Source organism: Paracoccus sp. S3-43 (genome assembly GCF_029027965.1).
Classification (GTDB): domain Bacteria; phylum Pseudomonadota; class Alphaproteobacteria; order Rhodobacterales; family Rhodobacteraceae; genus Paracoccus.
The window spans coordinates 666,615-680,561 of sequence record NZ_CP119082.1; the positions used below are offsets into that span (position 1 = coordinate 666,615).

The 13,947-nt window shown below is 65.7% G+C and carries 11 protein-coding genes and 1 tRNA gene; 5 read left to right on the forward strand and 7 right to left on the reverse strand.

Annotated elements, in window-relative coordinates:
- Positions 1-2: 2 nt before the first annotated feature.
- The 5 genes from PXD02_RS03380 to PXD02_RS03400 all read left to right on the forward strand — a co-directional run bounded on the left by PXD02_RS03380 (position 3) and on the right by PXD02_RS03400 (position 4,823).
- Positions 3-665, forward strand: a complete 663-nt coding sequence (locus PXD02_RS03380; RefSeq protein ID WP_275105551.1) for a uroporphyrinogen-III synthase — start codon at positions 3-5, stop codon at positions 663-665.
- An 87-nt stretch (positions 666-752) separates the two neighbouring features.
- A complete protein-coding gene (locus tag PXD02_RS03385) occupies positions 753-2,117 on the forward strand; it encodes a COG4223 family protein (protein ID WP_275105552.1) in 1,365 nt (454 codons plus the stop codon).
- Between the two features lie 9 nt (positions 2,118-2,126).
- A complete protein-coding gene (locus tag PXD02_RS03390; protein WP_275105553.1) occupies positions 2,127-3,854 on the forward strand; it encodes a heme biosynthesis protein HemY in 1,728 nt (575 codons plus the stop codon).
- Positions 3,855-3,932: 78 nt separating this feature from the next.
- Positions 3,933-4,008, forward strand: a tRNA-Thr gene (locus PXD02_RS03395).
- 53 nt (positions 4,009-4,061) lie between these two features.
- Positions 4,062-4,823 (forward strand): site-specific integrase, encoded by a 762-nt coding sequence (locus PXD02_RS03400; RefSeq protein WP_275105554.1) that lies wholly within the window; start codon positions 4,062-4,064, stop codon positions 4,821-4,823.
- On the opposite strand, the gene PXD02_RS03405 is transcribed toward PXD02_RS03400, so the two are convergent.
- From PXD02_RS03405 to kdpF, 7 genes are all read right to left on the reverse strand, one after another.
- The gene (locus PXD02_RS03405) at positions 4,753-5,205 is read right to left on the reverse strand and encodes a PTS sugar transporter subunit IIA (protein WP_275105555.1); all 453 of its coding nucleotides are present in this window, start codon (positions 5,203-5,205) and stop codon (positions 4,753-4,755) included. The two genes, PXD02_RS03400 and PXD02_RS03405, sit on opposite strands and share 71 nt — an antisense overlap.
- A gap of 46 nt (positions 5,206-5,251) precedes the next feature.
- Entirely contained in the window at positions 5,252-5,947 is a 696-nt protein-coding gene (locus PXD02_RS03410) for a response regulator transcription factor (RefSeq protein WP_275105556.1), read from the reverse strand.
- On the reverse strand, positions 5,944-8,649 hold the full coding sequence (locus tag PXD02_RS03415; protein ID WP_275105557.1) for a sensor histidine kinase: 2,706 nt from the start codon (positions 8,647-8,649) through the stop codon (positions 5,944-5,946). The genes PXD02_RS03410 and PXD02_RS03415 overlap by 4 nt, the downstream gene beginning before the upstream one ends.
- 57 nt (positions 8,650-8,706) lie before the next feature.
- Entirely contained in the window at positions 8,707-9,279 is a 573-nt protein-coding gene (gene kdpC, locus PXD02_RS03420; protein ID WP_275105558.1) for a potassium-transporting ATPase subunit KdpC, read from the reverse strand.
- 74 nt (positions 9,280-9,353) lie between these two features.
- On the reverse strand, positions 9,354-11,423 hold the full coding sequence (gene kdpB / locus PXD02_RS03425; protein ID WP_275105559.1) for a potassium-transporting ATPase subunit KdpB: 2,070 nt from the start codon (positions 11,421-11,423) through the stop codon (positions 9,354-9,356).
- Between the two features lie 227 nt (positions 11,424-11,650).
- On the reverse strand, positions 11,651-13,348 hold the full coding sequence (gene kdpA / locus PXD02_RS03430; protein ID WP_275105560.1) for a potassium-transporting ATPase subunit KdpA: 1,698 nt from the start codon (positions 13,346-13,348) through the stop codon (positions 11,651-11,653).
- A 30-nt stretch (positions 13,349-13,378) separates the two neighbouring features.
- The gene (gene kdpF, locus PXD02_RS03435; protein WP_114076011.1) at positions 13,379-13,468 is read right to left on the reverse strand and encodes a K(+)-transporting ATPase subunit F; all 90 of its coding nucleotides are present in this window, start codon (positions 13,466-13,468) and stop codon (positions 13,379-13,381) included.
- Between the last annotated feature and the right edge of the window lie 479 nt (positions 13,469-13,947).

Genomic DNA, 13,947 nt, shown 5'->3' on the forward strand with positions numbered 1-13,947 from the left:
CAATGTCCAGCGCCAAGCGGCCGGTCCTGCTGCTGACCCGTCCCGAGGCGGATTCGCGGCGCTTCGCGGCGATGCTGCCGGAATGGCCGGCGGTGATCTCTCCGATCCTGCGGATCGTGGCGGTGGATCACGACGGCGCGGCGCTGCGGGATGCGCCGGGGCTGGTCTTCACCTCGGCCCATGCGGTGGCTGCGGCGGGGCCGGGGCGCGGGCGGCTGGCGCTGTGCGTGGGCGGGCATACGGCGCGGGTCGCGCAGGCGGCGGGGTTCGACGTGCGCGCGGGCAACGGTTTCGCCGAAGGGCTGCTGCCGCTGATCCAGGCCGCCGGGGTGCCGCTGATCCACCCCCATGGCCGCCATCTGGCCAAGCGGCTGCCGGTGCCGGGGATGGTCGTCTATGACCAGCAGGCGATGCCCCTGACGGCCGAGGCGTGGGCGCTGCTGTGGGGGGACGGCCCGGTGGTGCTGCCGCTGTTCTCGCCCCGCAGCGCCCGGCTGGTCGCGGATGCGGCGCGGAGCGCGCGGGCGCCGCTGTGGGTGGCGGCGATCAGCGACGCCGCCTGGGCCGCCTGGCACGGCCCCGCCGCCGGTCATGCGGTGGCCGAACGGCCCGAGGCGGAGGCGATGGCCGCGGCCATCCGCGCCCTGGCTTTGGCGGAACAATGATGCTTAGGGCGGGTTGAGAAGCGGCCCTCGTCTTATTAGGCTGCGGCCAGGCGCGGCCATGCTGCCGCCGCGAGACGGGGACATGACGTGAAAAAGCCAGACAAGACCGAAAGTGACAGCCATTCCGAAACCCCGCAGGACAAGACGCCCCTGATGCTGAAAAAGGACGCCGCCGAACCCGGCGTGATCGCCCAGTCCGGGATCGGCGCGGGCGACGGCGCATCGGCTGCCCCGGCGGGCGGAGAGATCAAGCCGATCGAATCCACCCTTCTGGGCGACAAGACCGGGCAGAACCCTGCGGCCGCGCGCAAGTCCGCCGCCAAGCCCGCCGACCAGCCTGCCCAGGACAAGGCCGCGGCCGTGGCGAAGGACGCGCCGAAAGAGGCCCCGCCGAAGGACGTGCCGCCCGCGCCGATGCGCGAGACTGCGGCCCCGGCCCCCGCGCAGAAGGTCACGGTGCAGAAGACCGGCTTCTGGCCGGTCGTCCTGGGCGGCGTGGTCGCCGCCGGGCTGGGATCGGCGGCGACGATCTGGGCGCTGCCGCATCTGCCCGCCGCCTGGCTGCCCGAACCGCCCGCCGCAGCCGCCCCCGCGCCCGATGTCGATATCGCCGCGATTCGCAGCGAGGCCGTCAGCGCGGCCGAGGCCGCGACCGCCGAACGGATCGACGCCCTGCGCGCCGAACTTGCGGCCGCGCCCCCGGTTGCGGCCCCCGATGCGCCCGCCGGACCCTCGGTCGAGGATCTGGCGGCGCTGCGCCAGCAGATCGAGGATCAGGGCGCCCAGATCCGCGACCTGAGCGCCCGCCCGCAGATCGACCCCGACCTGGCCGCCCGCGTCCAGACCCTGGCCGAGCAGGCCGATACGCTGGAACAGCAGTTGCAGACCGCCGCCCAGGCCGCGCAGGCGCAGATCAACGCCGCCCAGGCCGAGGCGCAGCAGTTGCAGCAGGCCGCCGCCGAAAGCACCCGCCGGGCCGAGGCCGTGGCCGCGATCGCCGCGTTGCAATCCGCCCTGGATCGCGGCATCGCCCCGGACGAGGCGCGCCAGACCCTGGAAGGCGCGGGGCTTCAGGCGCCCGAGGCGCTGACGCGCGAGGTTCCCAGCCTGGACAGCCTGCAAGCCGGTTTCCCCGAAGCCGCGCGGGCCGCCCTGCGCACATCGCTGCGTCAGGACAGCGCCACCGGCAACGGCAGCCTGTTCGGGAACTTCATCCGCGCCCAGACCGGCGCCCGGTCCATCGTCCCGCGCGAAGGGACGGATCCCGATGCGGTCCTGTCGCGCGCCGACGCCGCCGTCCAAGAGGGGCGCATCGCCGATGCCGTGACCGAGATCGGCGCGCTGCCCGACGACGCCCGCGCCGCCCCCGCCATGGCGGAATGGCTGGCGGGCGCCACCGCCTATCGCGATGCGCAGGCGGCCTTGTCCGACCTGTCGGCCCCTGCAAACTGAGGTCCGGGCATGTTGCTGTCCCTTTTGAAAATCCTGTTCTTCTTCGCGGTCGTCCTGGTGGTCGCGCTTGGCGCGGTGCATCTGTCGGAAACCGGCCAGATGCTGCGCGTGGAATATGCGGGCACCGAATACGCGCTGACCCCGGTCAAGGCGGTCGTGGCGCTGCTGGCCCTGATGGTGCTGGCCTGGCTGGTCTTCAAGGCCCTGGGCCTGGCCCTGGCCTTCATCCGCTTCATCGCGGGGGACGAAACCGCCATCGACCGCTATTTCGCCCGGTCCCGCGAACGCAAGGGCTATGAGGCCCTGGGCGAAGGGATGCTGGCCGTCGCCTCCGGCGAAGGCAAGCTGGCGCAGGACAAGGCCACCCGCGCCGAGAAATACCTGCACATGCCGCATCTCACCAACCTGCTGTCCGCCCAGGCGGCCGAGGTTGCTGGCGACAAGGCCCGCGCGGGCCAGATCTATCGCAAGCTGCTCGAAGACGACCGCACCCGCTTTGTCGGCATCCGCGGCCTGATGCGCCAGAAGATCGACGAGGGCGACACCGCGACCGCATTGCTGCTGGCGCAAAAGGCCTATGCCCTGAAGCCCCGGCACCGCGATCTGCAGGACACGCTGCTGGAGCTGGAGATGCGAGAGCATGACTGGAAAGGCGCGCGCCAGCTGCTCAAGGACAAGCGCCGCCAGGGCGACCTGCCCCAGGACGTGCATATCCGCCGCGACGCGGTGCTGGCCTTGCAGGAAGCGGCCGAGGTGCTGGCCCATGGCAATTCCATCAGCGCCCGCGAGGCCGCGATTTCCGCCAACAAGGCGTCCCCGGATCTGATCCCGGCGGCGGTGCTGGCCGCGCGCAGCTATGTCGCGCAAAAGGATTTCCGCAACGCCTCGCGCGTGCTGGAGAAAACCTGGTCGGTGCGGCCCCATCCTGACATCGCCGCCGCCTATGCCGAGATCGTCCCGGACGAATCGCCCGCCGCCCGCCTGACGCGCTTCGACCGCCTGATCTCGAAGAACCCCAATGACGAGGAATCGCGCCTGCTGCGCGCCGAACTGCTGCTGGCGGCCGAGGATTTCCCCGGCGCCCGCCGCGCGCTTGGCGATCTGGCCGAAAAGCATCCGACCGTGCGCACCCTGTCGATCATGGCGGCGGTGGAACGGGGCGAGGGTGCCGACGACAGCGTGGTGCGCGGTTATCTGACACGCGCGCTGACGGCATCGCGCGGCCCGCAATGGGTTTGCGACAAGTGCCACAACGTGATGGGCAACTGGGCGCCGGTCTGCGATAGTTGCGGCGGTTTCGACACCCTGACCTGGCGCGAACCCGAGACGCGCGCCACCGCCGCCATGGCCGCCCCCGGCGCCGAGATGCTGCCCCTGCTGGTCGGCGCGCCGAAGCCCCAGCCGCCCGTCGTCGCCCCCAAGGTCGAGGACGCGCCGCCCGCCTCCAGCCCGCTGCCGGACCCGGCCGCTAGGCCCGCCCCCAAGGCGCGCGCGGTCGAGATCGCCGATGTCGCCCCCGGCATGGTCCCGCGCGAGACCGATTACGTCACCGTCGAACCCGCCAGCACCATCACCACCCCCGATCCCGTCCCGGCCACGGTTCCGGTCCAGGTTCGCGCGGCGCCGCAGCCGTCGGACCGCCCCATGCCCGCGGCGGATCCCGAACCGACGCTGATCCGGCCCGATGTCCTGCCGCCCGAGGATGCCGACTGGACCGAGGGCAAGACCCGGCCCTGACGGAAAAGGGGGCGCAGAAAAAATCCTGCGCCCCCTTTTCCCCCGCCGGGGAACCTGTTATCCGGCCCCCCACCAGATGCCGGTGTAGCTCAGCTGGTAGAGCACGTCATTCGTAATGATGGGGTCGGGGGTTCGAGTCCCTTCACCGGCACCAAGTTGCCCCAGGCGACCCCACCATGGCCCGAGGGCCGTTAGCTTATTTTCCGAATGCCCGGATCGACCGTCAAGTCGAATCGGGACCGGGCCAAGCGCCATCTCATTCCGAAGCTCGGCCATCTGAAGGTGCCTGAGGTGACGCGCGCCGACATCGCCGATCTCATGAAGAAGATGGCGAAATCACCCGTCAGCGCGAACCGGATGCTCGCGATGTGCCGGAAGATGTTCAACGTCGCCGAGGTTTGGGGGCTTCGCCCCGACGGCTCCAACCCTTGCCGCCATGTCCCGAAATATCCCGAACGCGGCAAGACCCGCCTCATCACCGATGCGGAAATGCGCAAGCTTTTCGAGTATCTCGATCGCGCCGACGCGGAAGGCCTGGAGCATCCCTTCATCCTTCTCGCGATCAGGCTCGGCTCACGGTCGCCGGATACTGACCGAGGGCATCTGCAGCACGTCGAAAACTGCGATGCTCAGCCGCCGCTACGACAAAACTGGAGCGAACTCAGATCAAAAGGGATCTTCGTGGGCCCTGGAGGAGAGGTTGGGTCCTCACAGTGCAAATTCTCCTCATCCATCCGCTCGCCTCAATCAATCGCCGGAGGAAGTGATAATTGCCTCCAGATCAATACGTTCTGGCAATTACAGAATTGGCGTGATGCTGGGATGGTCAGCCCGGCCAATCCCATCCCAGCAATGCATCTAGCCTCCACGACTTCTGCAGCCGCTCGTACGAGGCCCGTCATCCCGGCTGCTCAACTAGTATGGAATAAGCGGCATGCTCCGACTTGGCGCCGCGCAGCATTTTCATGACCTGCTCATCGCGCATCCTACGGGCAACTGCCGCGAGTATCTTCAGATACTCGTTACTGCTTTCGGGGGACGACAGAAGCAAAAAGACAACGTCGACCGGAAGGTCGTCCACTGCCTCGAAATCGATCGGCTTCTTCAGCACCATCAGCGCCGCAAAGGATGTCTCGAGCCCCGGAACTGGCGCATGAGGCATGGCGACGCCATGTCCGATGCCGGTCGACCCAAGCCGCTCCCGGCCAAGCAGAGCTGTGTGTATCGAGTCCTCGGTCAGGCCTGTGCGAGCGGCCGCATGCGCAGCCAGCTTCCTGATCAGGTCAGCTTTTGTCGGGATGGATAGATCAAGGATCACGTCCTCTGGTGCGATAGCAGATGACAAGTTCATAGGGATACTCACGTTAAGTCGCCCGCCAGTAGACGAGCGCGCGCAGTCACTGCTCCGGCTCGCGGAGGCGGTAACCGACACCTGTTTCAGTCAGGATATATTGCGGCTGATCGGGCGTGTCTTCGATCTTCTGCCGCAACTGGCGGACATAAACCCGCAGATACTGGACATCGGTAGCCCCGCCCCACACATGCTTCAGGATGTGCTGGTGCGTGATGACCTTGCCCGCGTGCTGCACGAGGACGCGCAGAATGTCGTATTCCTTGGGCGATAGCTTCACCTCCTTGTCTGCGATCTTGACGATCCGCTTCACCAGGTCGACCGAGAGATCGCCGACCTGGAATATCGGGCGTTCGCCCTGTTGCTGAAGCCTGTGCCTGAGCGCCACCCGAATGCGCGCCGCCAGCTCGCGCATCCCGAATGGTTTGGTGAGATAGTCGTCCGCGCCCAGTTCCAGCGCCTTGACGATGCCCGTTTCGTCGGTCCGGCTCGACAGGATGACGATCGGCACCTCGACGAGTTCGGCGCGCCATCTTTCAAGCAGGTCATGGCCGGAGATGTCCGGCAGCCCGAGATCGAGCAGAATGAGATCGGGCTTCTCCTCGGCGAGAAGCGCGTTGGCTTCCTCGCCGCTTGCGGCCTCGACCATGGCGTAGCCCTCGGCCGTCAGCCCGACGCGCAGGAGCTTCCTGATCGGCGGCTCGTCATCGACGACGAGGATCTTGACGACGGACGTATTCATATCCTGCCTTCCAAGGTCGAGGGTTCCGGTCCGATCGGGAACCGCAGCGTGAAGATGGCGCCGGGCCTGTCAGTCCGGTTGGTTGCGGAAATCGTCCCGCCCATCGCCTCGACAAATCCCTTGCAGATGGACAGACCGAGCCCCGTCCCGGCTGGGACATGGTCCTTCTTCCGGACGCGATAGAAGCTGTCGAAAACTCTCGTCAGGTCATCAGAGGGGATGCCTGGCCCCTCGTCGACGATCTGCAGCACGACGTGGCCCTCTTCCGCCCATGCCCGGATCGAGATCAGCGAGCCCGCCGGGGCGTACTTGCGCGCGTTGTCGAGCAGATTGAACAGCACCTGCTCGAACAGGACCGGATCGAGCCGGACCATCGGCAGATCGGACGGCACCGCAAGGTTCAGCTTGTGGAGAGCCAGTATCTTCTCGGCCCGCCGCAGGGCGCTTCCGACACTATCGCCAATGAAGAGCGGCGTCAGCGATACGGCCGCGGCGCCGGATTCCAGCCGCGTCATGTCCAGAAGGTTGGCGATGAAGCGGTTCAGCCGCTCGGCCTCTTCGACGATCGTCGTCAGCAGTTCGACCCGGCCGGACTCGGACAGGGACGTCGAATAGTCCCTCAGCGTTCCAGCAGCCCCCAGTATCGATGCCATGGGCGTCTTGAGATCATGCGACAGCGACGTCAGGAGCGCAGAGCGCAGCTTGTCCGCTTCGGCCGCCAGACGGGCGTTGTCGACATCGGCGACCAGCTGGATCCGCTCGATCGCCAGAGCTGCCTGATCCGCCAGCGAGTCGAAGAGCCGTTGCTCCGCGGGTGTCAGGACCGGCCCTTGCTTGTCGTTGTCGAGCCCGATCACGCCGACCCGTGTCCTCCCGGTCTTCAGGGGAAGGTAGAGGCGCTTCGCCCCCGGCAGCGTGTCCGCGCCACGCCCGGCAGGCTTGTCATGCTCCCAGGCCCACTGGGCCGCCGCAATGTCGGCATCGTCAAGCGTATCATCGGGCGGAAAGCCCGCCTGGACCGCGATGTGGCCATTCTCCGGCAACAGGGCGACGACCCTGACCTGCAGCATCGAGGCGATCTGATAGACCGTCGCCCAGAGAACGTCGTCCAGCGTACCGGCGCCGGCAAGCTTCTTGCTGAAGAGATACAGGCCCTCGGTCATTCGCGCCCGCTGGCGCGCAGTCACGGCTTGCCGCTGGACCCGGCCGGCGAGATTGCTGGCAATCACCGCGACGCCGAGAAAGAACGCGAACGCCACGACGCTTTCCGGGTCGCCGATATCGAGCGTGTAGCGGGGCTCGAGGAAGAAGAAGTTGAAGACGAACGCGCTCACCACGGAGGCGAACAGCGCCGGCCAAAGGCCGCCGCCCATCGCCGAGGCCAGCACGGCCATCAGAAAGACGAGGGCGATGTTCCGCACATCGAGAAACCGTGCGAGCGCTGTCCCGATGCCCAACGCCACGGCGACGTAGAGGGAACTCCAGACATAGTGGCCGACGTCGAGCCGTCGCTTCGGCCGCGCGCTCAGTGTCGGCGAAGGCGGCGTTGCCTCACTCTTGCCCGGCGAGATGACGTGCACGCTCACGTCCGCCTTGGCGCGGATCAGATCATGAGAAACGGAGCCTGCGAAGATCTCCCGCCACCGGGGCGAGGTCGGCATGCCGACGATGACGTGGCTGTAGTTGTTCGTGGAGGCGTAGGCCAGAATCTCCTGCGCAACATTCTCGCCGGGCAAGGTGACCGCTTCGGCCCCGAGTTGCTCGGCAAGCCGCAATGCGCTCGCGATCTTGTCCTTGTGCTGCTCGGAGAGCCGGGCGTCCTTGCTCGTCTCCACATGGACCGCAGCCCATGGCGCGCGAAGCCGGTCCGCCTGGCGGCGGCCATAGCGCACGAGCGCCATCGCGCCGGGACGTTCGTTGATGCAGACGAGAACCCGTTCGCCGGCCGACCAGGGGCCGGTGATCGCATGCGCCTGCATGTGCGTCACGAGCTGGTCGTCAACACGCTGCGCTGTCCGCCGCAGCGCAAGTTCCCGCAGCGCCGTCAGGTTGCTGGGCGAGAAATAGTTCTGTGTCGCGCGCTTGGCCGTCCTCGGCAGATAGACCTTGCCCTCGTTCAGGCGCTTGATCAGGTCGCCCGGCGTAATGTCGATGATCTCTATGTCGTCGGCGCGGTCGATGATCGAGTCCGGAACGGTCTCGCGCACCCGGATCCGCGTGATCTGCGCCACCACGTCGTTGAGGCTCTCGACATGCTGGATATTGAGGGTGGTGTAGACGTCTATGCCGTTGGCAAGCAGTTCCTCGACATCGAGATAGCGCTTGGGATGGCGGCTGCCCGGCGCATTGGTGTGAGCGAGCTCGTCCACCAGGACCAGCGCCGGTTTGCGCGCCAGAATCGCGTCGATATCCATCTCATCGAGCACATGCCCTCGATAGGGCACGGTGCGACGCGGAACGATCTCGAACCCTTCAACCAGAGCCTCGGTCTCAGCCCGACCGTGAGTCTCGACCACCCCGATGACCACGTCGACACCATCGGCCCGCTGAGCCCGACCCGACATGAGCATCTCATAGGTCTTGCCCACACCCGGCGCCGCCCCAAGAAAGATCTTGAGGTGGCCGCGCGTCTCCCGCTGCGCACTTTCCAGCAATGCGTCAGGCGATGGTCGGCTCTGCTCTCGTATTGGGTCGTCAGACACTTAATGGCTCCGGATCAACGGTCAGGACGGCGATTATAGCCGTCCTGACAACTTCATTCAGCCTCTATTGGCGCTGTCGAGCGCCAGGTTCAGCTTGAGAACATTGACCACGGGTTCTCCCAGGAAGCCGAGCATGCGCGGCTCGACATGCTCATCGACCAAAGCGCGCACCACAGCCTCGTCGACACCGCGCGCTTTGGCGACACGACCCAACTGGAAGTAGGCGGCTTCGGGCGTGATGTGCGGATCAAGTCCGCTGCCCGAGGCCGTCACGAGGTTCATCGGAACCGCCTGATCACCGTTCGCCGCGCGCTGGGCCTGGGTATCGGCGGCGACGCGATCGCGAAGCGCCTGGCTGGTGGGGCCGTAGTTCGAGCCGCTGGATGCCCCGGCGTCATAGCCGTCCGAGCCGGCCGCTGACGGGCGCGGATGGAAGTAGCGCTCGCCGACAAATCGCTGGCCGATCAGCTCGGAGCCGATGACCGTGCCGTTGCGCTCGATCAGGCTGCCATTGGCCTGGAAGGGAAGGATCGCTTGCGCGATCCCGGTGATACCGATCGGATAGAGCAGCCCGGTGATGATGGTGAAGGCTACGATCATGAAGATCGCAGGTCGGATTTGCTTGAGCATCGTGTTTGCCCCGAATGATCCGCCGCTGAACGACAGCAAGGACGCGGAATGATTTCCTGATGGCCGTTCTCGCCTCACGCGAGACCGGCAGCGGTGATCGCCATGTCGATGAGCTTGATCCCGGCGAAGGGGACGAGGATGCCGCCGAGCCCATAGATCAGCAGGTTTCGCGACAACAGCGAACCCGCCCCGATCGCACGGTACTTCACGCCCTTCAGCGACAACGGGATCAGCGCGACGATGATGAGAGCGTTGAAGATGATCGCCGACAGGATCGCGCTCTGCGGCGAGGCGAGGCCCATGATGTTGAGCGCCCCGAGCTGCGGATAGAAGACGAGGAACATCGCCGGGATGATCGCGAAATACTTGGCAATGTCATTGGCGATCGAGAACGTCGTCAACGCGCCGCGGGTCATCAGCAACTGCTTGCCGATTTCCACGATCTCGATGAGCTTGGTCGGATCGCTGTCGAGGTCCACCATGTTGCCGGCCTCGCGGGCCGCGACCGTACCGGTGTTCATGGCCACACCCACATCCGCTTGGGCAAGTGCCGGCGCGTCGTTGGTGCCGTCGCCGCACATGGCGACGAGCTTGCCCTTGGCCTGTTCCTCGCGGATCAGCGCCAGCTTGTTCTCCGGCGTCGCCTGGGCCAGAAAGTCGTCGACGCCGGCTTCGGCGGCGATGGCCGCCGCGGTCATCGGGTTGTCGCCGGTGATCATCACCGTGCGGATGCCCATGCGGCGCAGCTCGGCGAACCGTTCCTTGATGCCGCCCTTGACGATGTCCTTGAGGTAGATGACGCCGAGCAGGCGGCCATCCTTCACCACGGCGAGCGGCGTGCCGCCTGCCTTGGCGATCTCGTCGGCGATGCCCTTCAGTTCGCGGATGCTTTCAGCGGAAGCACGCGGGCTGCCGGTTGCAACCGTGGCATGCTCGATATGCTTCAGGACTGCGTCGACCGCACCCTTGCGGATGGTCGAGCCGTCCAAGTCGACGCCACTCATGCGGGTCTGGGCCGTGAACGGCACGAAGGTGGCGTTCAGGCTGGCCATGTCGCGGGCGCGAATGCCGTATTTTTCCTTGGCGAGCACCACGATCGAGCGGCCTTCCGGCGTCTCGTCAGCCAGCGAGGCAAGCTGCGCCGCATCGGCCAGTTCCTTCTCGGTGACGCCCCGGATCGGCCGGAACTCGCTGGCCTGGCGGTTGCCGAGCGTGATGGTGCCGGTCTTGTCGAGCAGCAGCGTGTCGACATCGCCGGCGGCTTCCACGGCCCGGCCGGACATGGCCAAGACATTGAAGCGCACCAGCCGATCCATGCCAGCGATGCCGATGGCCGACAGGAGCGCACCGATGGTCGTGGGGATGAGGGTGACGAACAGGGCGACCAGCACGATCACCGGGACCACGCCGCCGGAATAGGCCGCGAAGCTCGGAATGGTGACGACGGCGAGCACGAAGATCAGCGTCATGCCCGCGAGCAGGATGTTGAGCGCGATTTCGTTCGGTGTCTTCTGGCGCTCGGCGCCCTCGACGAGCGCGATCATCTTGTCGATGAAGGTGGAGCCGGCTGCCGCCGTGATCCGGACCTTGATCCAGTCGGAAAGCACCTGCGTGCCGCCGGTGACCGCCGAGCGGTCGCCGCCCGACTCGCGGATAACAGGGGCCGATTCGCCGGTGATGGCGGCTTCGTTCACCGAGGCGACGCCCTCGATGACCTCGCCGTCGGAAGGGATGATGTCGCCGGGCTCGACCAGCACGACGTCACCGACCTTCAGCGTGGCGCCAGGCACCATCTTGTAGTCGGAGCCGCCGTTGGGAAGCAGCTTGGCCTGCGTCTCGCTGCGCGTGCGCCGGAGCGATTCGGCCTGCGCCTTGCCGCGCCCTTCGGCCACGGCTTCGGCGAAGTTGGCGAAGAGCACCGTGAACCACAGCCACAGCACGATCTGCAGCGAGAAGCCGACATTTTCGGCCCCGGTCACGATGTCCTTCAGCAACAGCACCGTCGTCAGGACCGATACGACCGCAACGACGAACATGACCGGGTTCTTGGCGAGGCTCTTCGGATTGAGCTTCCGGAAAGCGTCGCCGATGGCCGGCACGAGGATGCGAGCGTCCAGTATGCTCGCGGATTTGGACTGGTTCATGAGAAACTCCAGCGAGTTTGTTCTCGAGGGCCGACCGCTCGGTCACGCCGCCGCGAGCAGTTCAGTGATAAGTCGGGCGAGGAGCACCACGCCCCCCAACGCCAGTGTCATGCCGAGGATGATGGCCGATGCCGTCGGCGGCCTCGCCGGCCCTCGCTCCCGGAACCAGGAGCGAGGGCTCACGACACATCGGATCGATCTCAGCCATCCGGCCGTCATCGGGTCCCTCAGAAGGTCTGACCCGCCAGCATGGCGAAGTGCTCGACGATCGGACCCAGCGCCAGAACCGGGAAGAAGGTCAGCCCGCCGACGATCAGCGTGACGCCGACGACAAGGCCGATGAACAGCGGACCCGTCGTGGGCAGCGTGCCCGTCGATGCCGGCACGCTCTTCTTGGCCGCGAGCGACCCCGCGATCGCCAGCACCGGCACGATGAGCAGGAAGCGCCCCATCAGCATCGCGAGACCGATGGTGATGTTGTAGAAGGGCGTGTTCGCGCTCAGCCCGGCAAAGGCGCTGCCGTTGTTGTTGGCGCCGGACGTGAAGGCGTAGAGCACCTCGCTCAGTCCATGCGGGCCGGCGTCCTGAATGCTGGACAGGCCGACCGGAAGAACGACGGCGATCGCGGTCAGGCCCAGAATGGCAAGCGACGGCCCAAGCATCGCGAGGATGCTCATCTTCACTTCCTTGGCCTCGATCTTCTTGCCGATGTATTCCGGCGTCCGACCGACCATCAGGCCGGCGATGAAGACGGCCAGGATCGCGAAGATCAAGGTGCCGTACACACCGGCGCCGATACCACCGAGCGGCGGGATCTGCATGTTGAACAGAGGCACCAGGCCGCCCAGCGGCATCAGGCTGTCATGCATCGTGTTCACCGCACCCGTCGAGGCCGAGGTCGTTACCACGGCGAAGAGCGAGGACAGCGCGATACCGAAGCGCGTCTCCTTGCCTTCCATGTTGCCGCCCTCGAGGCCGAGCGCATGCAGGATGGGGTTGCCGGCGGATTCCGCCCAGTAGATGACGCCGATGCCGGCCACGACGATGGTGAGGACCGCGCCCAGCAGCGCCCAGCCCTGTTTCGGGTTGCCGATCATCCGGCCGAACACGTTCAGCATCGCGAAGGAAATCGAGTAGATCGCCAGAATGTGGATCAGATTGGTCAGCGCCGTCGGGTTCTCGAACGGATGGGCGGAGTTGGCGTTGAAGAAGCCGCCGCCATTCGTGCCCAGATGCTTGATGATCATCTGCGAAGCGACAGGGCCCTGCGCGATCGTCTGCTGCGCGCCTTCGACGGTCGTGGCGACGGTGTAGGGGTTCAGGTTCTGCGGAACGCCCTGCCACACCAGCACGAGGCTGCCGACGATGCAGATCGGCAACAGGATGTAGAGCGTCGCCCGTGTCAGATCGACCCAGAAGTTGCCGACGGTCTTAGCCGAAGCGCGCGAAAAGCCGCGAATGATCGCCATCGCACCCGCCACGCCGACCGCGGCCGAAACGAAGTTCTGCACCGTGATGCCGGCCATCTGTGTCAGGTAGCTCATGGTGGTCTCGCCGCCATAGCCCTGCCAGTTGGTGTTGGTCATGAAGCTGACCGCCGTGTTGAACGACGAATCCGCGCTCACCGCCCCCATTCCGGCGGGGTTGAACGGCAACCCGCCCTGGATGCGCTGCATGAGATAGAGCAGCGCGAAGCCGGCCAGATTGAACAGCAGCATGGCGCCGAGATAGGTCGTCCAGTGCTGCTCCTCCTTCTCGCTGGTCCCGGCCATGCCGTACAGGCCGCGCTCCACCGGCCCGAGAACCGGCGAAAGAAGGGTCCGTTCTCCGTTCATGACGCGCGTGATGTAGCCGCCGAGCGGCTTCACCAGCGCGATGACGATCCCGAGAAACACCAGGATCTGTATCCATCCATTTATTGTCATCGGTGGTTTCTTTCCGAGCTGTTGCCTTGATCAGAACCGCTCGGGACGAGCGAGAGCATAGAGCAGATAGCCGGTGATAAACACCGCGACTGCCGCCCCAAGGAAATATTCCAAGATCATGTTGCCGCCTCCTGGGTCAGAGATTTTCGCAAAGCTTGATGTAGCCAAACATCAACGCGAAAAATCCGAACCCTATCGCTAGTACAAGAACATCCATTGCTTTCGCCTCCGGCGCCGCTGTTGGTACAAATGGCCGCCCGGGATGGATTGTCCTGACGGGCCACAGGTTGAATTCTTCCAGCGCGCCCTTGCGTACGCACGGGTGCCGGAGGAGGAATTTGGCGGAAATATGGACGCGAACCGCATATAGGTTCGAGAGAGGACGGGGCCTCAAAAAATAGGAATCTAATAGTATTTTGGGCCTCGCTCATAAAAATTCCATAGGAATTTTTCGCTAGAAGCCCGTTGGCAAGTAAAAGGCCCGCCGACTCGGCCGAGTCGGCGGACTTTACATCGTTCGTTTCGAGACGTTGTTATTGAAGCTTGATTAGCCCGCTATCGCAACACCACGGGGCGAGCAATGCGGGGCAACGTGGCGC